Source organism: Streptococcus vestibularis, assembly GCF_900636445.1.
GTDB lineage: Bacteria > Bacillota > Bacilli > Lactobacillales > Streptococcaceae > Streptococcus > Streptococcus vestibularis.
Genome location: NZ_LR134275.1, coordinates 1,677,316 through 1,697,382, shown reverse-complemented (window position 1 = coordinate 1,697,382; position 20,067 = coordinate 1,677,316). Strand labels below are relative to the sequence as shown.

Here is a 20,067-nt window from a genome sequence, read left to right as displayed (position 1 = left end):
ACCAAAGGAGTCATTCAAATGCAACGTAGACTTGAACGATTTGATGCTAAACTTGCCCAATCAGGCCTTGATGCCTTGTTGGTGACAGGACAAAACAATATTTATTATTTGACAGATTTCTGGGGGACAAATGCGACTGTCTTCATCACTAAGAATCGTCGCCTCTTCTTAACCGATTCACGTTATACCCTCATTGCCAAACAATCCGTGCATGGCTTTGATATTATTGAAAGTAAGGATCCACTTAAGGATATTGTTAAAATTATCGGGGCTGATAAACTGGAGACAATAGGTTTTGACAATCAGGTATCATTTGCTTACTATCAAGGTCTTCAAGCGATTTTTGAAGGCTACACTTTGTCACCACAAAGTAACTTCATGGAAGAGTTGCGTATGATCAAGGACGAAAAAGAATTGGCAACTATCCGTAAGGCTTGTTCTATCTCAGACCGTGCCTTTACAGATGTGCTTGATTTTATCAAACCAGGTCAAACAACAGAACTACAAGTGGCTAACTTCCTAGATTTCCGTATGCGTGAATATGGAGCTTCAGGTATTTCCTTTGAGTCTATCATTGCTTCAGGTTACCGTTCAGCTATGCCTCACGGTGTTGCTTCAGACAAGGTCATTCAGTCAGGAGAAACTTTGACTATGGACTTTGGTTGTTACTACAATCACTATGTTAGTGATATGACTCGTACTATCCATATTGGTGACACCACTGATGAGGAGCGTGAAATTTATGATATCGTTCTACGTTCTAACCAGGCCTTGATTGACGCAGCTAAGGCTGGTATGACACGTCGTGACTATGATAAGGTTGCGCGTGATGTTATTGTCGAAGCGGGATACGGCGACTACTTTACACATGGTATTGGACATGGTATCGGTCTTGATATTCACGAGATTCCTTACTTCGGTAATTCTGATGAGACTATCGAAGCTGGTATGGTCTTGACGGATGAACCAGGTATTTATTTGGCTGACAAATACGGTGTTCGTATTGAAGATGATATCATTATTACTAAAAATGGTTGCGAATTGATTACTCTTGCACCTAAGGAATTGATTGTACTCTAAGATTTGGAGGAATATTTTATGCCAAACCGTCTATCTTGGCAAGACTATTTTATGGCTAATGCAGAGCTGATTTCTAAACGTTCTACCTGTGACCGTGCCTTTGTTGGTGCTGTTTTGGTCAAGGACAACCGCATTATTGCTACAGGTTATAACGGTGGAGTCTCTGAGACAGATAACTGTAATGAGGTTGGTCACTACATGGAAGATGGTCACTGTATTCGTACGGTCCATGCGGAGATGAACGCTCTTATCCAGTGTGCCAAAGAGGGGATTTCTACTAAAAATACAGAAATTTATGTGACGCATTTTCCCTGTATTAACTGCACCAAAGCTCTCCTTCAGGCTGGCGTTGTTAAGATTACTTATAAGGCTAATTATCGCCCCCACGCCTTTGCGATTGAGTTGATGGAACAAAAGGGAGTCTCTTATGTGCAACATGATGTTCCAGAGGTACACTTGGGGATGGATGACTAGATTTTCCTTGGAAAATCTTAGGTTTTAGGTCTGATTCTATAAAACATTTGAGCCATGCTGTCATTTATGGTAGAATAAACTGATAATAATTTTTACAAAGAGGTATTTAATAATGATTGAAGCAAGTAAACTCCGTGCGGGTATGACTTTCGTAACAAGTGATGGCAAATTGATCAAAGTTCTTGAAGCTAGCCACCACAAACCTGGTAAAGGTAACACAATCATGCGTATGAAATTGCGTGATGTTCGCTCAGGTTCAACTTTTGACACTAGCTACCGTCCAGAAGAAAAATTTGAACAAGCAATCATCGAAACAGTACCAGCACAATACTTGTACCAAATGGATGATACTGCATACTTCATGAACACTGAAACATATGACCAATATGAAATCCCAGTAGCCAACGTTCAAGAAGAATTGAAATTTATCCTTGAAAACTCAGACGTAAAAATCCAATTCTACGGAACAGAAGTTATCGGTGTGCAAGTGCCAACAACTGTTGAATTGACAGTTACTGAAACACAACCATCAATCAAAGGTGCAACAGTTACAGGTTCAGGTAAACCTGCAACACTTGAAACTGGTCTTGTGGTTAACGTTCCAGACTTTATCGAAGCTGGTCAAAAATTGGTTATCAACACAGCTGAAGGTACTTACGTATCACGTGCCTAAGCCTAACTAAGTCTTTCGAACCACTGGTTTGAAAGCTTTATTTTCCAAACTAACGGAAAGGAAATATGCGATGACTACAGAAAATATCGGTGAAATCGTAATTGCTCCTCGTGTTCTTGAAGTGATTACTGGTATCGCTGCAACTAAAGTGGACGGTGTTTACGCCCTTCAAAACAAAAACGTTACAGATAGTCTCAGCAAAACAAGCTTGGGACGTGGTGTTTATCTTCAAACTGAGGAAGATGGTACAGTAAACGCTGATATCTACGTTTCTCTTCAGTATGGCGTTAATGTGCCTGCGGTTTCAATTGAGATTCAAAAGGCTGTTAAAGCAGCTGTCTATGATATGGCCGAAGTGTCAATTTCAGAAGTCAACGTTCACGTTGAATCTATTGTTACTGAAAAGTCGCAAAAACCGGACTTGGCTGAATTGTTTAACGAGGATTTTTTGAATGACTAATATCTTTAAAGATTCACGTCGTGACCTTCGTGAGCGTGCTTTTCAAACGCTTTTTGCCCTTGAATTTGGTGGTGAAGCTCTGGAACAAGCACATTTCGCTTACACTTATGACAAGCCAATTGACGAAGAAACTGAAGTTGATGTACCAGCTTTTCTCCTTAGCCTAGTAACAGGCGTCCGTGAAGAGTTGGCTCAACTTGATAGTCAAATTGAAGAAAAATTGAAAGAAGGTTGGAGTCTTTCACGTTTGATTGTGACAGATCGTACTCTCCTTCGTTTGGGACTTTATGAAATCACGTCTTTTGAAGAGACACCAGGACGTGTGGCTATCAATGAAATTATTGAAATTGCTAAAAAATATTCTGATGAAACATCTGCTAAGTTCATTAATGGTGTTCTTAGTCAGTTTGTGACAGACGAAGCATAAGAAAAAGAAGTTGATTGCTGTTTCAACTTCTTTTTTTGATAACTAAGCTCAAGAAAAAGTCGCAAACGGAGATTTCTTGCGACTTTTATTTATATACTGCCACCAGAAATCAAATTTACTGGTAGCACATAATCACGACTGACTATTTCGCCTTTGATTTTCTTCAAAAGAATTTCGACACAAAGTTTAGCAATTTCATCCAAAGGCTGTTGGATGGTTGCTAGCTCTGGATAGAAGTGTCGGATAAAGGCAGTACCGTCGTAACCGATGATTTTTAAGTCATCGGGGATGGAAAGTTCTAGTTGTCTAGCTACTTTCATGACTAAGATAGCTGTTAAATCATCTGAGACAAAGATACCATCCGGTTTTTCACGAGAAATAATAGATTTGATTTCCAATTCTCGTCGCATGAGAGATAAATCGTTTGGGACAGGGCAGACAATACCGTGTTTATTCAATTCGTAATTGAACCCAAGTTGACGGAGTCCAGTTGGAGAATCTGAATTATCATTACCTGTAATCATGACAATACGCTGGCAACCAGCCTTGACTAAGGCTTTTGCGGCTAATTTTCCTCCTTCAAAGTTATCAGATGAGATAATAGGAATCTTTGGGGCCAGATTACGGTCGAAGGCAATGATAGGAGCTTCAACCTTTTCATAATCTTCGATACCAAGATTGTGAGAAGACGAGATGATGCCATCACATTGGTTGGCGGCAAGCATCTCCAAATAGTCCCTCTCCTTGTTAGGATCGTGCTCACTATTACAAATAATGGTTTTATAGCCTTGCTTAAAGAGTTCATCCTCAAGACGTTCAATAAGTTCGGCATAAAATACATTGGAAATATTTGGGAAAATCAAGCCAACGAGTTTGGCCGACTTTCCTTGAAGACCTCGAGCTAAATTATTAGGTTTATAGTTGAGTTCTTGCATAGCAGCGTGAACTTTGTCAATGGTCTTCTGTGAGAGGTAGCCCTTTTTGTTTATGACGCGAGAAACTGTGGTTGGGCTCACACCAGCTAGTTCGGCAACGTCAGTAAGCTTTGCGACCATAAATCACCCTAGTATTTCAAGTCGAAGTAGTGTCCAGAAACGTTTCCTGATGTTACTTTGATACCAGTTTGTTCTGCACTTGGGAAAACACGACTAGTGAAGACTTTCTCACCTTTGTTGAAGAAAATTTCAACGATTGAGTTATCTACAAAGATGTTTGCGGTTGCAGCTTGACCGGCATCAAGTGTACATTCACGACTTGTTCCAAAGTCAGTAGCATATTGTTCACCAGCTTTAGAACGGTCAAGGATAACTTTTCCGTTCTCAGTATCAACAGTAAGTGACAAGCCGTTTCCTTCTTGGTTTGCAAAGAGGACAAGTTCTGTTTGGCTGTTAGCTTCAAAGTTAAGTTCAAGCTCGTAAGTGTTAGTTGTTGCCGTTTTTTCAGAGAAATCTTCTTGACTAGCACGTAAGCTTGTAATAGCTTCTACTGGGTATTGGTAGAGTTTACCATCTTTGATAGATAATTCTTTAACCAAGCTCATAGCACCTTGGTAGTCGTATTTGTCAGTTGGATAGTCCACATCTGGAAGACCAATCCAGCTAACAATAAGGGCACGACCATCTGGAGTGTTAAAGCCTTGAGTCGCGTATGCTTCAAATCCATAGTCCAAGTTGATAATTGGTGTGCCATCAACAAGGGCAGGTTTCTCAGTGTCGAAATCTTGAAAAATCTTATAAGTGTTAGGGTAAATGTTGTCGTAGTCAAGTTCAGCTTTGTCAAGACCTTGTGGGCTATAAAGAAGAACAGGTTTACCATCTACAAAGACAAGGTTAGGACACTCAATCATGTATTCTGAGCCAGTGCCATCAAAGTCTAGGTCTCCAACTTCAACCCAGTTTTCGACATCATTGTCTACTGCCTTGTAAAGTTTGATAAAACCTTGTTTATAGTGGTTTTGAGCACCTACGATAGCGTAGAATTGTCCCTTGTAATCGAAGATTTGAGGGTCACGGAAGTGCTCAGTAGCGTCAGCAGGTTGCTTGATAAGAACCTTGTCGAATTTTTCGATTTTGCCGTCTTTATCCATCCAGGCACCGATTTGGCGTGGGTCACGAACCCAATTTTCATCACGAACGTTACCTGTGTAGAAGATAAAGAGTTTATCACCAATTTGATAAGCAGAACCTGAGTAGGCACCGTGGCTATCATTTTCATGGTCTGGCAAGAGTTTGACACCAGTTTCTGTAAAGTGAACCAAATCTTCAGTTTCAGTATGCACCCATTGTTTCAAACCATGAGCAGCTCCAAATGGCCAACTTTGGTAGAAAAGTTGGAACTTACCATTAAAGTAAGAAAAACCGTTTGGATCATTAAGAAGCCCTGTTTCTGGTTCGATATGGTAGCTTGCACGCCAAGGTGATTTAGCGACATTTTCTTTAATTTTTGTTTTTTCTTCGTTTGTCCAATCTGCGTATGGACGGTAACGAACTTCTGTTGGTAGATTCATATAAAGGGATCTCCTAATCTATTTGTTAGTAATATAGTAAACGTTTTACCTAGAAAAATCAACGATTTATCATAAAAAAACAAAAAATATGCTAAACGGTTGACATATGACAAAAAGATGCTAAAATAGTTATCGTAAAGAAAAGCTAAACGCTTTCATATCAAATTTTATTAAGGAGAATTTTGCAAATGGATAACAAACAAATTGCAAAAGAAGTCATCGACGCCCTCGGTGGACGTGAAAACGTCAACAGTGTTGCTCACTGTGCGACTCGTCTACGTGTGATGGTCAAAGATGAAAACAAAATCAATAAAGAAAAGGCTGAGAACATTGAAAAAGTTCAAGGTGCTTTCTTTAACTCAGGTCAATACCAAATGATTTTTGGTACAGGTACTGTTAACAAGATTTACGACGAAGTCGTTGCTCAAGGTCTTCCAACAGCATCTAAAGACGAACAAAAAGCAGAAGCTGCTAAACAAGGGAATTGGTTCCAACGTGCTATCCGTTCGTTTGGTGATGTTTTCGTTCCATTGCTTCCAGCAATCGTAGCGACTGGTCTTTTTATGGGTATCCGTGGAGCAATTAATAACGATACAGTTCTTGGTTTATTCGGTACAACATCAAAAGCTTTTGCTGCTACTGATTTCTATACTTACACAGTTGTATTGACAGATACAGCCTTCGCCTTCTTCCCAGCCTTGATTTGTTGGTCAGCCTTTAACGTATTTGGTGGTTCACCACTTCTTGGTTTGGTTCTTGGTTTGATGATGGTTAACAACGCCCTTCCTAACGCTTGGGATGTTGCATCAGGTGCTGCTAAACCAATCTACTTCTTTGATTTTATTCCAGTAGTAGGTTACCAAAATTCAGTGCTTCCAGCCTTCTTCGTAGGTTTGCTTGGTGCTAAGTTCGAGCAATGGGTTCGTAAATGGGTTCCAGACGTTCTTGACCTTCTCTTGCGTCCACTTATCGTCTTTGCTGTAATGTCAGCCTTGGCTCTCTTTATCATTGGCCCTGTCTTCCATACTGTTGAAAGCTATGTTCTTGCTGCTACAGAATGGATTCTTAACTTGCCATTTGGTCTTGCTGGTCTTGTTCTTGGTGGAGTTCACCAAGTTATCGTCGTTACAGGGGTTCACCACGTCTTTAACTTGCTTGAAGCTAACCTCATTGCTAATACTGGTAAAGACCCACTTAACGCTATCATCACAGCTGCTATGACTGCCCAAGCTGGTGCGACACTTGCAGTGGGTGTTAAAACTAAAGATTCTAAGTTGAAAGCTCTTGCTTTCCCTGCAACTCTTTCAGCGGTACTTGGTATCACTGAACCAGCTATCTTCGGGGTTAACCTTCGTTTCGGTAAACCATTTATCATGGGGCTTATCGCTGGTGCTGCCGGTGGTTGGTTGGCATCAATCCTTAACCTTGCTGGTACAGGATTTGGTGTAACAATCGTTCCTGGTACTCTTCTTTACCTAAACGGTCAAGTACTTAAGTATGTGATCATGGTACTTGTAACACTTGCTCTTGGTTTCGTTCTTACTTGGCTCTTTGGTTATAAAGAGGAAGAAGTTGAAGCTCAAAAAGAAGTTGTTGCTGAAGATATTGCATCTGCAGAATCAGCTCCAGTTGCATTACAAGCTGAAACAATCGCTGCTCCACTTAAAGGTGAAGTTGTAGCTTTGGAAAATGTAAATGACCCAGTCTTCTCTTCAGGAGCTATGGGTAAAGGTGCCGCTATCAAACCTTCAGGTAACCAAGTTGTTGCACCATTTGACGGTGAAGTGCAAATTGCCTTCCCAACAGGTCACGCTTACGGACTTAAATCTGATAAAGGTGCTGAAGTGCTTATCCACATCGGTATCGATACTGTCTCACTTGATGGCAAAGGATTTGATGCTAAGGTTCAAGCAAATCAACGTGTTAAAAAAGGTGATGTCTTGGCTACCTTCGATAGCTCAGTTATCACTGAAGCAGGTCTTGACGATACAACTATGGTTATCGTTACAAACACTGCAGACTTCGAAGATGTTTCATCAGTAGCAACTGGTTCAGTTGCTGAGGGTGCTGACTTCATCGCAGTTAAATAATACGCTAGAAAAGTCGAAGCTGTTTCGGCTTTTTTAGTTGAATGTTTTATAAAGAAGAGTGATATGAAGCCAAGTTTGTAGCAGCTTAAATATGCTTTTATTTAGATTGTCTTTTATCTTGCTTTTCTTTATAATAGTAATAAGATAGTTATTTATTGATCATAAAAGGAGATAGCTTTACATATGGCTAAACTATACGGAAGCTTGGAAGCTGGTGGTACAAAGTTTGTTTGTGCTGTTGGTGATGAGAAATTCCAAGTCATTGAAAAAACGCAATTCCCAACAACAACACCTTATGAAACAATTGATCGTACGATTGAATTTTTCAAACGTTATGAAGATCAATTGGCTGGAATTGCAATTGGTTCATTTGGACCAATTGATGTTGATCCAAACTCTGAAACATATGGTTTTGTGACTTCAACACCAAAACCACATTGGTCAAATGTCGACCTTCTTGGTTTGATTGCTAAAGAGTTTAATATTCCTTTCTACTTTACGACTGATGTTAACTCATCTGCTTATGGTGAGACACTTGTTCGTAAAGGTGTTAAGAGTCTTGTTTACTACACTATCGGAACTGGTATTGGAGCCGGTGCTATTCAAAATGGTGAGTTCATTGGTGGTATGGGTCACACTGAAGCTGGTCACGTATATGTACCTCTTCACCCAAATGATGTTTCCAATGAATTTAACGGAACTTGTCCATTCCACCGCGGATGTTTGGAAGGTTTGGCTGCTGGACCATCACTCGAAGCTCGAACAGGTATTCGTGGCGAATTGATTGAGCAAAATTCTGAGGTTTGGGATGTTCAAGCTTACTACATTGCTCAAGCTGCTGTCCAGGCAACTGTGCTCTACCGTCCAGAAGTTATCGTCTTTGGGGGTGGTGTTATGGGACAAGAACACATGCTTCGTCGTGTCCGTGAAAAATTCACAACTCTTTTGAATGGTTACCTTCCAGTGCCAGACGTGACTGAATATATTGTGACACCGGCTGTTTCAGGTAATGGCTCTGCGACGCTTGGTAACTTTGCACTTGCCAAAGATGTAGCTGACAAACACTCACGCAAATAAGCAAAATATGTAAAATCGCTTTAAGACATGATCTTAAGGCGTTTTGCTCTATACAGGAGGATGTAATGGAACCTTTATTTTTAGATTCGCCAATGCATGAAAAAATCTGGGGAGGTAATCGCCTTAAGACAGAATTTGGTTATGATATTTCCAGTGAACACACTGGCGAATACTGGGCAATCTCTGCTCATCCTAATGGTGTATCCTATGTCAAAAACGGAAAGTATGCTGGTTTTCATCTGGCAGAGCTTTACAAGGATAAACCAGAACTTTTTGGACATCCAAAGGCGAGTGTATTTCCTTTATTGACCAAGATTTTGGATGCTAATGATTGGCTGTCAGTGCAGGTACACCCAGACGATGCCTATGGTATGGAGCATGAAGGTGAACTAGGAAAGACGGAGTGTTGGTATATTATTGACGCCGAAGAGGGCGCCGAAATTATCTATGGCCACAATGCTCAGACCAAGGAAGAGCTGGCAGCTTTGATTGAAGCGGGTGATTGGGATGGGCTTTTGTCGAAAACTCCTGTTAAGAAAGGTGACTTTTTCTTTGTACCAAGTGGTACCATGCATGCTATTGGTCCAGGTATCCTGATCTTAGAAACTCAACAATCTAGCGACACCACTTACCGTGTCTATGATTTTGATCGTAGGGATGATCAGGGCAATAAACGTGAGCTTCATATTCAACAGTCTCTTGATGTCTTGGATCTAGGGGACCCAGAAAATAGCGTCCCAGCAACTGTTAAGACCTTGCAATTAGAGTCGACTTGTTTGACATCAAACTCCTTCTTCGCCGTATATAAATGGAAACTCAATGGCTTGGTTGACTTCAAACAATCAGCTCCTTATTTGCTTTGTTCAGTACTTTCTGGCAATGGGACTATGACTATCGATTCACGCATTTATTGTCTAAAAAAAGGTGATCACTTCATTCTTCCAAATGATGTGACAGATTGGGAAATTGATGGACAATTGGAGATGATTGTCAGTCACCCTAATGAGGCTTAAGTATGAGTAATGAAAAAGTTTTAGCTGCACTATTTGAGCGTATTGAAATCGGCAAATCCTATTATTTTGAGGGAGCTTACTATCGTCTGAAAGACTATGGAGACCACATTTATGGCTTACAACGGGCTATTCCTGGGATGTGCGGTGAAAAAACGGCCTCCCCTAGCATCAAATTTTACTGGGAAAATGGTGTTCTGGAATACGAATTTTACGTGGATTTTGAGGCCAGTCCTATGATTATGAAGGCTTATAGTAGTAGTGATAGAGCTTTCTTTGAACAGGCCTTTGAAAATCTCTTACATGACTTTGAGGATTTCTTAGAGAATCAAGAAATCACTGAGAAATAGCCTTGAAGTGTTATTGTCGATATTTTCAGTGAATCTAATAAAGAAGTTTTTGTTTATTTGCTAATCTGTTGTGAAAGCCTTTAAAATGGGGCTTTTTTCTTTGTCAATACTTGAGTGATTTCTTGTTTAAAAGGGGCATTTGTGGTAAAATATGGAGATAAAGACTGTCGAAAGGAAAAAAGATGGCAAATATATTACGCAAAATCATTGAAAATGATAAAGGCGAAATTAAAAAACTAGAAAAAACTGCCAAGAAAGTTGAGAGCTATGCTGATGCAATGGCGGCTCTTTCAGATGAAGAACTTCAGGCAAAAACAGAAGAATTTAAACAACGATATCAAAACGGAGAAAGTCTAGATCAACTCTTGCCAGAGGCATTTGCGGTTGTTCGTGAGGGAGCGAAACGTGTTCTTGGACTTTTCCCATATCGTGTGCAAATTATGGGTGGTATTGTGCTCCACCATGGTGACGTACCGGAGATGCGTACAGGGGAAGGGAAAACCCTTACTGCGACAATGCCTGTTTACTTGAATGCTATTTCAGGTGAAGGTGTACACGTTATCACCGTTAACGAATACCTTTCAGAGCGTGACGCGACTGAAATGGGTGAGCTTTATAGTTGGCTTGGTTTGTCAGTAGGGATTAACCTTTCAGCTAAATCACCAGCTGAAAAACGTGAAGCTTATAACTGTGATATCACTTACTCGACCAACTCAGAGGTAGGTTTCGACTATCTTCGTGATAACATGGTTGTTCGTAAGGAAAATATGGTACAACGTCCATTGAATTATGCCTTAGTCGATGAGGTTGACTCGGTTCTTATTGATGAAGCCCGTACACCATTGATTGTATCAGGTCCTGTAAGTTCAGAAACTAACCAGTTGTATCATCGTGCAGATGCCTTTGTTAAGACCTTGACAGAAGATGATTATGCCATTGATATTCCAACAAAAACGATTGGTTTGAATGACTCAGGTATTGACAAGGCTGAAGAATTCTTCAACTTGGACAACTTATACGATATTGACAATGTTGCCTTGACTCACTATATTGACAATGCCCTTCGTGCCAACTATATCATGTTGCATGATATTGACTACGTGGTAAGTCCTGAGCAAGAAATCCTTATCGTTGACCAATTTACTGGTCGTACCATGGAAGGTCGTCGTTTCTCAGATGGGCTCCACCAAGCTATCGAGGCTAAAGAAGGTGTACCAGTCCAAGAGGAAACTAAGACTTCTGCCTCAATCACTTACCAAAATATGTTCCGTATGTACAAGAAATTGTCAGGTATGACTGGTACTGGTAAGACTGAAGAAGATGAATTCCGTGAAATCTATAACATGCGAATCATCCCAATTCCAACAAACCGTCCAATTCAACGTATTGACCATGACGACCTTCTTTACTCAACCTTGGATGCTAAATTCCGTGCTGTGGTACAAGATGTTAAGCGTCGTTATGAGAAGGGGCAGCCAGTCCTTGTTGGTACGGTTGCCGTTGAAACATCTGACTTGATTTCTAAGATGTTGGTTGACGCAGGTATTCCTCACGAAGTGCTTAATGCCAAGAACCACGAAAAAGAAGCACATATTATTATGAATGCAGGTCAACGTGGTGCTGTTACGATTGCGACCAATATGGCCGGCCGTGGTACTGACATCAAACTTGGTGAAGGTGTTCTTGACCTTGGTGGACTCTGTGTCATTGGTACAGAGCGTCACGAAAGCCGTCGTATCGACAACCAGTTGCGTGGTCGTGCGGGACGTCAAGGGGATCCAGGGGAGTCTCAATTCTACTTATCTCTTGAAGATGAATTGATGCGTCGTTTCGGTTCTGACCGTATCAAGCATGTCTTGGAACGTTTGAACGCTGATGACGAAGATATTGTTATCAAATCACGTATGTTGACCCGTCAAGTGGAATCAGCTCAAAAACGTGTCGAAGGGAATAACTACGATACTCGTAAACAAGTCCTTCAGTACGATGACGTTATGCGTGAACAGCGTGAAATCATCTATGCTGAGCGTTATGATGTTATTACAGCAGAGCGTGACCTTGAACCTGAAATCAAGGCTATGATCAAGCGTACTATTAACCGTACGGTTGATGGACACAGTCGCAACGATCAAGAAGAAGCTCTTAAAGGTATCTTGAACTTTGCACGTCAGGCCCTGGTTCCTGAGAATGCCATCTCACTTGAAGATTTACAAGAAGTGGGAGAGGTAACGAAACGTAGTGTTAATTATGATGCTATCAAGGTTTATCTGACTGAGTTAGCAGACGATGTTTATAATCGTCAAATCAAGAAATTACGTTCAGAGGAAGCTATCCGTGAGTTCCAAAAAGTCTTGATTTTGATGGTTGTTGATAATAAGTGGACAGACCACATTGATGCCCTTGATCAATTACGTAACGCCGTTGGTTTGCGTGGTTATGCGCAAAACAACCCAATCGTTGAATATCAATCTGAAGGTTTCAAGATGTTCCAAGATATGATTGGTGCTATTGAGTATGATGTGACTCGTACGATGATGAAAGCACAAATCCACGAACAATCTCGTGAACATGTTAATGAACGCGTTTCAACAACAGCAACAGGCAATATCCAGGCCCACCAAGCAGATGCTAATGGTCAAGAAATTGACTTTAGTAAGGTTGGTCGTAACGACTTCTGTCCATGTGGCTCTGGTAAGAAATTCAAAAATTGTCACGGTCGTAAACAGTTTTAGATAAAAAGAAATAGGTAATTATTATGGTTTTTAAAGCAGTAAGTGAAAAAATTGATTTTGATGCAGTTAAAGAATCAACTACATTGACAGGTGAAGCCCTTGCCAAGAAACAAGCTCGTGATAAAGAGCTTGAAGCAATCATCAAGGGTGAAGATGACCGTACGCTTTTGGTTATTGGTCCATGTTCATCTGATAATGAAGAAGCCGTTCTTGATTATGCTCACCGTTTGGCTAAACTTCAAGAAGAAGTGAAAGATAAAGTCTTTATGGTTATGCGTGTTTATACAGCTAAACCTCGTACAAATGGTGATGGTTATAAAGGGCTTGTGCACCAACCTGATGCTGAAGGTAAACCAAACCTAATCAATGGTATCAAGGCTGTACGTAATCTTCACTACCGTGTTATCACTGAAACTGGTATCATAACTGCTGATGAAATGCTTTACCCAGAAAACCTTCCTTTGGTAGATGACCTTGTGTCATATATTGCCATCGGTGCACGTTCTGTAGAAGACCAACAACACCGTTTTGTTGCATCAGGTATTGATGTTCCAACTGGTATGAAGAACCCAACATCAGGGAACCTTAACGTGATGTTTAACGGTATCTACGCTGCGCAAAACAAACAAAACTTCCTCTTTAACGGTGAAGAAGTTGAAACATCAGGTAACCCATTGGCACACGTTATTCTTCGTGGTTCAACGAATGAATATGGTAAAAACGTGCCTAACTTCTACTATGATGATGTGCTTGAAACAATCGAACACTATGAACAAATGGGCCTTGAAAATCCATTCATCGTTATTGATACAAACCATGATAACTCAGGTAAACGTTACTTGGAACAAATCCGTATCGTTCGTCAAACCTTGATTAACCGTGATTGGAATGAAAAAATCAACAAAGTTGCACGTGGTTTCATGATTGAATCTTACCTTGAAGATGGCCGTCAAGATGCGCCAGATGTCTATGGTAAATCAATCACTGACCCATGTCTTGGTTGGGATAAGACAGAAGAATTGATTCGTGAAATCCATGATACTTTGTCAAAATAATAAGGTAACAGAAACCATATATGGGGAGTGAACCGTTTGGATGACCAAGCGGTTCGCTCTCTTTTCACAAAGAGAGGGAAATAAATGGGAATTCACCAAAATAGTCCGCTGATTGATGTAGCGGAAGTAAGGAAATTACATGCTCTTACGGGAGACGCTCTAGTAACTAAACAGGCTAATGATGAGACCTTGGCAAAAATTATCAAGGGTGAGGACAAACGTGTTCTCTTGGTTATTGGTCCATGTTCATCCGACAATGAAGAAGCCGTTCTTGATTATGCCCACCGTTTGGCCAAACTTCAGGAAGAAGTGAAAGATAAAATCTTTATTGTTATGCGTGTTTATACGGCTAAACCACGTACTAATGGAGATGGTTATAAGGGGCTTATCCACCAACCAGATGCAGAGGGTGATGTAGACCTTCTTGCTGGGGTTAAGGCGGTTCGCCACCTTCAGTCACGTATTATTACTGAAACAGGCCTTCCAATCGCTGACGAGATGCTTTATCCGTCAAATCTTTCCTTCTTTGATGACCTACTTAGCTACCACGCTGTTGGAGCACGTTCGGTTGAGGACCAAGAACACCGCTTTGTAGCTTCAGGTATTGATGTACCAATTGGCTTGAAGAACCCAACGTCAGGGAATTTGAATGTCATGTTTAATGGTATCTATGCGGCGCAGAACCAACAGCATTTCCTTTACAATGGCGCTGAAGTGAAAACAGATGGTAACTCACTCGCTCACGCTATCTTGCGTGGTGCCCACAATGAAAATGGTCAGAATATTGTTAACTACCATTACGAGGACTTGGTTAAGGCTTTGGACAAGTATAGTGCATTTAATCTGGAAAATCCATTTATTCTTGTTGATACTAACCATGACAACTCAGGTAAAAACTTTATGGAGCAAGTTCGTATTGTGCGTGAAGTCCTTCTTAACCGTGAGTGGGATGAGCGTATCGCGGATACCGTGCGTGGCTTTATGATTGAGTCTTACCTTGAGGATGGTCGTCAAGACACACCTGAAGTTTATGGTAAATCAATTACAGATCCATGTCTTGGTTGGGATAAGACAGATAGCCTTATTCGTGAAATCCACAATCGACTTTCGTTATAATTATGATTTTTGGACATGGTATAGACTTGCAGGAAATTTCAGCTGTAAAGAAGGCTTATGACCGCAATCCACGCTTTGCAAAAAAGGTATTGACACCAAAAGAGTGGGAGCGTTTTGAATCCCTTTCTGGAAATCGTCAGATGTCTTATTTAGCAGGGCGCTGGGCCGGTAAGGAAGCATTTTCAAAGGCTTGGGGTACTGGTATTGGAGCAGTCGGCTTTAAGGATATTGAAATATTGACCAATGACAAGGGAGCTCCAGTGGTGACCCAATCACCTTTTGAAGGCAAGGTTTTTATCTCCATTTCCCATAGTGGTGATTTTGTTCAGGCAAGTGTTATTTTAGAAAAAAACTAAGAGATAGATGTTGGAAGAGGATAGCTTATGATTTCGAGTTTACATCGACCAACCTTGGCAAAGGTTGATCTGTCAGCAATTTCAGAAAATATTGAACAAGTGGTTAGTCATATTCCTAAACAGGTGCAGACTTTTGCAGTTGTGAAGGCCAATGCTTATGGTCATGGCGCTGTTGAAGTGGCCAAGCATGTATCTAAGCAGGTGGATGGTTTTTGTGTTTCCAACCTAGACGAGGCGCTCGAACTTCGTCAAGCTGGCTTAGAGCAACCGATACTTATTTTGGGAGTAGTTTTGCCAGATGGGGTTCCTTTGGCTATTCAAGAAAACATCACTCTGACAGTAGCTTCGCTTGAGTGGTTGGAAATGGCTAAGAAGCAAGAGCTTGATTTGACTGGTTTGACCTGTCATATTAAGATTGATTCAGGCATGGGACGTATTGGGGTGCGTAGTCAAGGTGATGCAGATAGTTTGATGGCTGGTCTGAAGGATCTTGGTGCTGATGTCGAAGGTATTTTTACTCATTTTGCAACAGCTGATGAGAAGGATGATAGTAAATTTAAGCGTCAATTGGCCTTCTTCACGGATTTGGTTAATAACTTGGTGGACCGCCCTCGCTTGGTACATGCTAGCAACTCTGCGACGAGTATCTGGCATGCAGAAACAGTCTTTAATGCGGTACGTCTAGGTGTCGTTATCTATGGTCTCAATCCTAGTGGCAGTGTTTTAGACCTTCCATATAACATTCGTCCTGCTTTAAGCTTGGAGACAGCACTTGTTCATGTTAAGACCCTGCCAGCAGGTCAAGATGTGGGTTATGGTGCAACCTATATGACGACAGCTGATGAGGTTATTGGAACTATTCCGATTGGCTATGCGGATGGTTGGACCAGAGATTTACAAGGTTTCCACGTTATTGTGGATGGACAGCTTTGTCCTATTGTTGGTCGCGTGTCTATGGACCAAATCACTGTTCGCCTTCCTAAGGTTTATCCCCTAGGAACTCCTGTCACTCTTATGGGTGAAAATGGGGGAGCAAGCATCACTGCGACAGAGGTGGCTGAAAAACGTGGCACTATCAACTACGAAGTTCTTTGTTTGCTTAGTGATCGTGTACCTCGTAGCTATGATTGATATAAATAAATAGAAATCCAGTTTGATACTGGATTTTTTGATTTTAGTGAAGTCCATTTTCATGTGTTATAATAGCTGATAAGGTTTCCTCTTTTACGAGGAGAAGAACACGATAGAAATGATAGAGAATATGATTCGACTAGATTCACCAATTGCGGATTTGAAAGGCTTTGGTCCTAAGTCCGCTGAAAAATTTACCAAATTAGATTTGCACACGGTTGGGGACCTCTTGCTTTATTTTCCTTTCCGATATGAAGATTTTAAGAGTAAGTCTATCTTTGAACTGATGGATGGCGAAAAGGCTGTTATTACGGGAACGGTGGTGACACCTGCCAATGTGCAGTATTATGGCTTTAAACGTAATCGTCTGAGTTTTAAAATCAAGCAAGGAGAGGCAGTGATTGCCATTAGTTTCTTCAATCAGCCTTATCTTGTGGACAAGATTGAGATGGGGGCAGAAGTGGCTATTTTTGGAAAATGGGACCAGAAGAAGTCTGCAGTGACTGGTATGAAAGTATTAGCTCAAGTTGAGGACGACATGCAGCCAGTTTACCATGTGACCCAGGGTGTTAGTCAGGCCCAGCTGATAAAGGCTATAAAGGCAGCTTTTGATAGTGGGGCCTTGAATTTATTGGAGGAGAGTCTCCCACAGGTGCTTATGGACAAGTATCGTCTCATGGGACGCCAAGAGGCTGTGCATGCCATGCATTTTCCGAAAGATTTGGCTGAATATAAGCAGGCTCTACGTAGAACCAAGTTTGAGGAGCTCTTTTATTTCCAGATGAACTTACAGGTGCTGAAGGCTGAGAATAAGTCCGAAACCAATGGTCTAGCAATTGCTTACGATGAAGCCAAAATCAAAGCCAAAATTGCAGAATTACCATTCCCTTTGACAGAAGCCCAACAGCTCAGTTTATCGGAAATCCTAGCTGATATGAAATCTGGTGCTCATATGAACCGTCTCTTGCAGGGAGATGTGGGCTCAGGAAAAACAGTTATCGCTAGCCTTGCCATGTATGGAGCCTACACGGCAGGATTGCAGTCTGCCCTCATGGTGCCTACGGAAATCTTAGCAGAGCAGCACTATCAGAGTTTGCAAGGTTTTTTTCCTGATCTAGAGGTAGTGCTCCTAACTTCTGGGATGAAGGCGGCGGACAAAAAAGTAGCTCTTTCCAAAATCGAATCTGGGGAGGCTCAGATGATCGTGGGGACTCACTCACTGATTCAGGATACAGTGACTTATCACAGGCTTGGGCTAGTAATTACTGATGAGCAGCACCGTTTTGGGGTTAATCAACGTCGTATTTTCCGTGAGAAAGGTGATAATCCTGATGTCCTTATGATGACAGCGACACCTATTCCTAGGACCTTGGCGATCACTGCCTTTGGGGAGATGGATGTGTCAATCATTGACCAGATGCCAGCAGGGCGTAAGCCTATTATTACCCGTTGGGTTAAACATGAGCAACTAGATACCGTGTTGGCTTGGATTAAGGGTGAGTTGGAAAAAGATGCTCAGGTCTATTTTATTTCACCTTTGATTGAAGAGTCTGAGGCTCTTGATTTGAAAAATGCTGTGGCCCTTCATCAGGAACTCACAGATTTCTTTGGGGATTCAGCTACAGTGGCTCTGATGCACGGTCGCATGAAAAATGATGAAAAAGACCAAATTATGCAAGATTTCAAGGACAAAAAATCTCAAATTTTAGTATCAACCACAGTTATTGAAGTGGGAGTTAACGTGCCAAATGCTACGGTTATGGTCATTATGGATGCGGATCGTTTTGGACTTAGCCAGCTTCACCAGCTTCGCGGCCGTGTAGGTCGTGGCGATAAGCAGTCCTACTGTGTTTTAGTGGCTAATCCTAAAAATGATACCGGGAAAAAACGCATGCAGGCCATGTGTGAGACTACGGATGGTTTTGTTCTAGCAGAAGAGGACCTTAAAATGCGTGGTTCAGGAGAAATCTTTGGAACACGTCAGTCAGGAATTCCTGAATTTCAAGTGGCTGATATTGTGGAAGACTATAATATCCTAGAAGAAGCAAGGCGTGTGGCCAGTCAAATTGTATCTGACCCTAACTGGCGTGAGAATCCTGGTTGGCAGGTGATAGAAGTTCATTTGAGAAGTCAAAGTGAGTTTGACTGAGGAGGAAACCAATGAAAAGAAGCGGTTAAATCTCGATTTTTTGCTATCTTCCATGCCTTCTTTCTTACGATGATAGGTCTTATATTTTATTTTGCAGGTTTTACCTTATTTTATCCATGATAACAAAAACTCTCAGTAAACTCACTGAGAGTTTTAAGTTTCCTTCAAGCTTATTACAAGCTTTCTTTAAGTTAGGCAATCTATAATAAAACCATCAAAACGAGATAGGTTTTGATAATAAAACGTTTTGGCTAGGCCAAACCATTCCTAAAAAGGAGGACATAACAATGACAGTAAAAATTAAAGTAACCTACAACCGAAATTTCCAGAAGCATCCTCAAGACTTTAAGGTTTATCAAAACTAGTATTGATGCTAGGAAGAGGCCAAATTTACCCATATTCTACAACTTTCATTCCTCATTTTCCAAAATCCCTTTTTCCTTTTTTCATAACGTAGAATCCCTCTTCTTAAACTCATAAAAAGTCTAGACGGAAGAATGACCAGTCTAGGCGATTAACATAAGTAAGCTAACCAGTTGAGATTTTCTTGGCTGGTTTTTCTGTTTTTTGAATCATTGAACAAATCTTATTTGAAAAGTAGTAAAATCTTATCTATAAACTAGTATCTTATATTGATATTCGATATAATAATACTGTTAATAGTTAGCTAATGATTTAGAACGAGGTCAAGGTCTCCTATATGCACCTTGGCTTTTTCAAGTCTATTCTTCAAAAAATCACAATGTATTTACAAATCGAGGTAACACATGAAAACTATCTTATTTTATGTTTTAATCGTCCTAGCCTTAGCTGGCTCTAGTTATTATGGTTGGCGGTCTGCCAAAAGTGCCAAAAGTCACCAGGAAACGCAAGAACAAAAACGTTTGCGTAGTGTTCTCTTGTTCGTTAATGTCCTCCTTTTTGCGGGCTTTTTAAGTCTTGTTATTACCATTCTTAATGATGCCTTTATCCTGACTGGTCATGAAGGACTCTTACAACAAGGTTTGCGTATGCTTCTTGGTTCAGGAGTTACCGTGAAAAGTAGTAGCACTAGTCTGACACTTTTTGCAGCAATCATTGATTTCCTTCGTATGTCAGTCAACCTAGGATTCTTGTTGTGTCTACGTGCCTTTCTGATTAATCTGTATCGTTCTGATATTTTCATCGCTAAAAATGCTAAGTTGGTTCGCTGGTCAGCGCATTTGCTAGTTCTTGGGGCCTTTATCAATAATGGTATCTTTACATTTGGAACAGGCAACCAGAGTTATAGTTTCTTTAACATCAGTTATTTGCTAGTTAGTTTTGTTCTATATGCTGTTTCTATGATTTTGACTAAGGCTAATGCCATTGCTGAGGAAAATGAGTATACGATTTAGGAGGG

Annotated in this window: 18 protein-coding genes; 16 read left to right on the top strand and 2 right to left on the bottom strand. The window is 40.9% G+C overall.

The genetic code is table 11. The features are described from left to right. Nucleotides 1–18: 18 nt before the first annotated feature. The 5 genes from EL076_RS08520 (at nt 19) to nusB (ending at nt 3,114) form a co-directional block, all read left to right on the top strand. Nucleotides 19–1,080: a M24 family metallopeptidase gene (locus EL076_RS08520; RefSeq protein WP_003093704.1), complete on the top strand. Its 1,062-nt coding sequence runs from the start codon at nt 19–21 to the stop codon at nt 1,078–1,080. Nucleotides 1,081–1,098: 18 nt separating this feature from the next. Beyond that, on the top strand, nt 1,099–1,554 hold the full coding sequence (locus EL076_RS08515) for a deoxycytidylate deaminase (protein ID WP_003093914.1): 456 nt from the start codon (nt 1,099–1,101) through the stop codon (nt 1,552–1,554). Nucleotides 1,555–1,666: 112 nt separating this feature from the next. After that, nucleotides 1,667–2,227, top strand: coding sequence for an elongation factor P (efp, locus tag EL076_RS08510; protein ID WP_003096048.1), 561 nt, complete (start codon nt 1,667–1,669; stop codon nt 2,225–2,227). Nucleotides 2,228–2,297: 70 nt separating this feature from the next. Further along, nucleotides 2,298–2,687 (top strand): Asp23/Gls24 family envelope stress response protein, encoded by a 390-nt coding sequence (locus tag EL076_RS08505; RefSeq protein WP_003096049.1) that lies wholly within the window; start codon nt 2,298–2,300, stop codon nt 2,685–2,687. After that, nucleotides 2,680–3,114 (top strand): transcription antitermination factor NusB, encoded by a 435-nt coding sequence (nusB, locus tag EL076_RS08500; RefSeq protein WP_002884506.1) that lies wholly within the window; start codon nt 2,680–2,682, stop codon nt 3,112–3,114. The genes EL076_RS08505 and nusB overlap by 8 nt, the downstream gene beginning before the upstream one ends. Nucleotides 3,115–3,203: 89 nt before the next feature. Here the strand turns inward: nusB and EL076_RS08495 are convergent, their stop codons facing one another. Together EL076_RS08495 and EL076_RS08490 are read right to left on the bottom strand one after the other, a co-directional pair. Next, nucleotides 3,204–4,169, bottom strand: coding sequence for a LacI family DNA-binding transcriptional regulator (locus tag EL076_RS08495; RefSeq protein ID WP_126430040.1), 966 nt, complete (start codon nt 4,167–4,169; stop codon nt 3,204–3,206). 8 nt (nt 4,170–4,177) lie between these two features. Then, nucleotides 4,178–5,620 (bottom strand): sucrose-6-phosphate hydrolase, encoded by a 1,443-nt coding sequence (locus tag EL076_RS08490; RefSeq protein ID WP_126430038.1) that lies wholly within the window; start codon nt 5,618–5,620, stop codon nt 4,178–4,180. 188 nt (nt 5,621–5,808) lie between these two features. Between EL076_RS08490 and EL076_RS08485 the strand changes: the two genes are divergently transcribed. The 11 genes from EL076_RS08485 to EL076_RS08435 all read left to right on the top strand — a co-directional run bounded on the left by EL076_RS08485 (nt 5,809) and on the right by EL076_RS08435 (nt 20,062). Next, nucleotides 5,809–7,710, top strand: a complete 1,902-nt coding sequence (locus tag EL076_RS08485) for a sucrose-specific PTS transporter subunit IIBC (protein ID WP_003094312.1) — start codon at nt 5,809–5,811, stop codon at nt 7,708–7,710. 183 nt (nt 7,711–7,893) lie between these two features. After that, complete coding sequence (gene scrK / locus EL076_RS08480) at nt 7,894–8,787, top strand: fructokinase ScrK (protein WP_003093597.1); 894 nt, start codon at nt 7,894–7,896, stop codon at nt 8,785–8,787. Nucleotides 8,788–8,852: 65 nt separating this feature from the next. Then, entirely contained in the window at nt 8,853–9,800 is a 948-nt protein-coding gene (manA, locus tag EL076_RS08475; protein ID WP_064519205.1) for a mannose-6-phosphate isomerase, class I, read from the top strand. 2 nt (nt 9,801–9,802) lie between these two features. Continuing rightward, complete coding sequence (locus tag EL076_RS08470; protein WP_003094447.1) at nt 9,803–10,147, top strand: hypothetical protein; 345 nt, start codon at nt 9,803–9,805, stop codon at nt 10,145–10,147. 182 nt (nt 10,148–10,329) lie between these two features. Continuing rightward, nucleotides 10,330–12,879 (top strand): preprotein translocase subunit SecA, encoded by a 2,550-nt coding sequence (secA, locus tag EL076_RS08465; RefSeq protein WP_003094665.1) that lies wholly within the window; start codon nt 10,330–10,332, stop codon nt 12,877–12,879. A 23-nt stretch (nt 12,880–12,902) separates the two neighbouring features. Beyond that, nucleotides 12,903–13,934: a 3-deoxy-7-phosphoheptulonate synthase gene (locus tag EL076_RS08460; protein ID WP_126430036.1), complete on the top strand. Its 1,032-nt coding sequence runs from the start codon at nt 12,903–12,905 to the stop codon at nt 13,932–13,934. Between the two features lie 84 nt (nt 13,935–14,018). Beyond that, on the top strand, nt 14,019–15,050 hold the full coding sequence (locus EL076_RS08455) for a 3-deoxy-7-phosphoheptulonate synthase (RefSeq protein ID WP_126430034.1): 1,032 nt from the start codon (nt 14,019–14,021) through the stop codon (nt 15,048–15,050). Between the two features lie 2 nt (nt 15,051–15,052). After that, complete coding sequence (gene acpS, locus EL076_RS08450) at nt 15,053–15,406, top strand: holo-ACP synthase (RefSeq protein ID WP_002891813.1); 354 nt, start codon at nt 15,053–15,055, stop codon at nt 15,404–15,406. Nucleotides 15,407–15,433: 27 nt separating this feature from the next. Beyond that, the gene (gene alr, locus EL076_RS08445; protein WP_126430032.1) at nt 15,434–16,537 is read left to right on the top strand and encodes an alanine racemase; all 1,104 of its coding nucleotides are present in this window, start codon (nt 15,434–15,436) and stop codon (nt 16,535–16,537) included. A 118-nt stretch (nt 16,538–16,655) separates the two neighbouring features. Next, nucleotides 16,656–18,686 carry an ATP-dependent DNA helicase RecG gene (gene recG, locus EL076_RS08440; protein ID WP_003093706.1) on the top strand — a complete coding sequence of 677 codons (2,031 nt, stop codon included), beginning with the start codon at nt 16,656–16,658 and terminating at the stop codon, nt 18,684–18,686. Between the two features lie 767 nt (nt 18,687–19,453). Further along, a complete protein-coding gene (locus EL076_RS08435; RefSeq protein WP_003094114.1) occupies nt 19,454–20,062 on the top strand; it encodes a DUF2975 domain-containing protein in 609 nt (202 codons plus the stop codon). The last annotated feature ends 5 nt before the right edge of the window (nt 20,063–20,067 follow it).

Coding starts and splice junctions, on each gene's coding strand:
- alr (WP_126430032.1), top strand. CDS start 15,434: ATGATTTCGAGTTTACATCGACCAACCTTGGCAAAGGTTGATCTGTCA.
- EL076_RS08520 (WP_003093704.1), top strand. CDS start 19: ATGCAACGTAGACTTGAACGATTTGATGCTAAACTTGCCCAATCAGGC.
- EL076_RS08435 (WP_003094114.1), top strand. CDS start 19,454: ATGAAAACTATCTTATTTTATGTTTTAATCGTCCTAGCCTTAGCTGGC.
- EL076_RS08515 (WP_003093914.1), top strand. CDS start 1,099: ATGCCAAACCGTCTATCTTGGCAAGACTATTTTATGGCTAATGCAGAG.
- secA (WP_003094665.1), top strand. CDS start 10,330: ATGGCAAATATATTACGCAAAATCATTGAAAATGATAAAGGCGAAATT.
- EL076_RS08470 (WP_003094447.1), top strand. CDS start 9,803: ATGAGTAATGAAAAAGTTTTAGCTGCACTATTTGAGCGTATTGAAATC.
- recG (WP_003093706.1), top strand. CDS start 16,656: ATGATAGAGAATATGATTCGACTAGATTCACCAATTGCGGATTTGAAA.
- EL076_RS08485 (WP_003094312.1), top strand. CDS start 5,809: ATGGATAACAAACAAATTGCAAAAGAAGTCATCGACGCCCTCGGTGGA.
- EL076_RS08460 (WP_126430036.1), top strand. CDS start 12,903: ATGGTTTTTAAAGCAGTAAGTGAAAAAATTGATTTTGATGCAGTTAAA.
- acpS (WP_002891813.1), top strand. CDS start 15,053: ATGATTTTTGGACATGGTATAGACTTGCAGGAAATTTCAGCTGTAAAG.
- efp (WP_003096048.1), top strand. CDS start 1,667: ATGATTGAAGCAAGTAAACTCCGTGCGGGTATGACTTTCGTAACAAGT.
- scrK (WP_003093597.1), top strand. CDS start 7,894: ATGGCTAAACTATACGGAAGCTTGGAAGCTGGTGGTACAAAGTTTGTT.
- EL076_RS08455 (WP_126430034.1), top strand. CDS start 14,019: ATGGGAATTCACCAAAATAGTCCGCTGATTGATGTAGCGGAAGTAAGG.
- manA (WP_064519205.1), top strand. CDS start 8,853: ATGGAACCTTTATTTTTAGATTCGCCAATGCATGAAAAAATCTGGGGA.
- EL076_RS08495 (WP_126430040.1), bottom strand. CDS start 4,169: ATGGTCGCAAAGCTTACTGACGTTGCCGAACTAGCTGGTGTGAGCCCA.
- EL076_RS08505 (WP_003096049.1), top strand. CDS start 2,298: ATGACTACAGAAAATATCGGTGAAATCGTAATTGCTCCTCGTGTTCTT.
- EL076_RS08490 (WP_126430038.1), bottom strand. CDS start 5,620: ATGAATCTACCAACAGAAGTTCGTTACCGTCCATACGCAGATTGGACA.
- nusB (WP_002884506.1), top strand. CDS start 2,680: ATGACTAATATCTTTAAAGATTCACGTCGTGACCTTCGTGAGCGTGCT.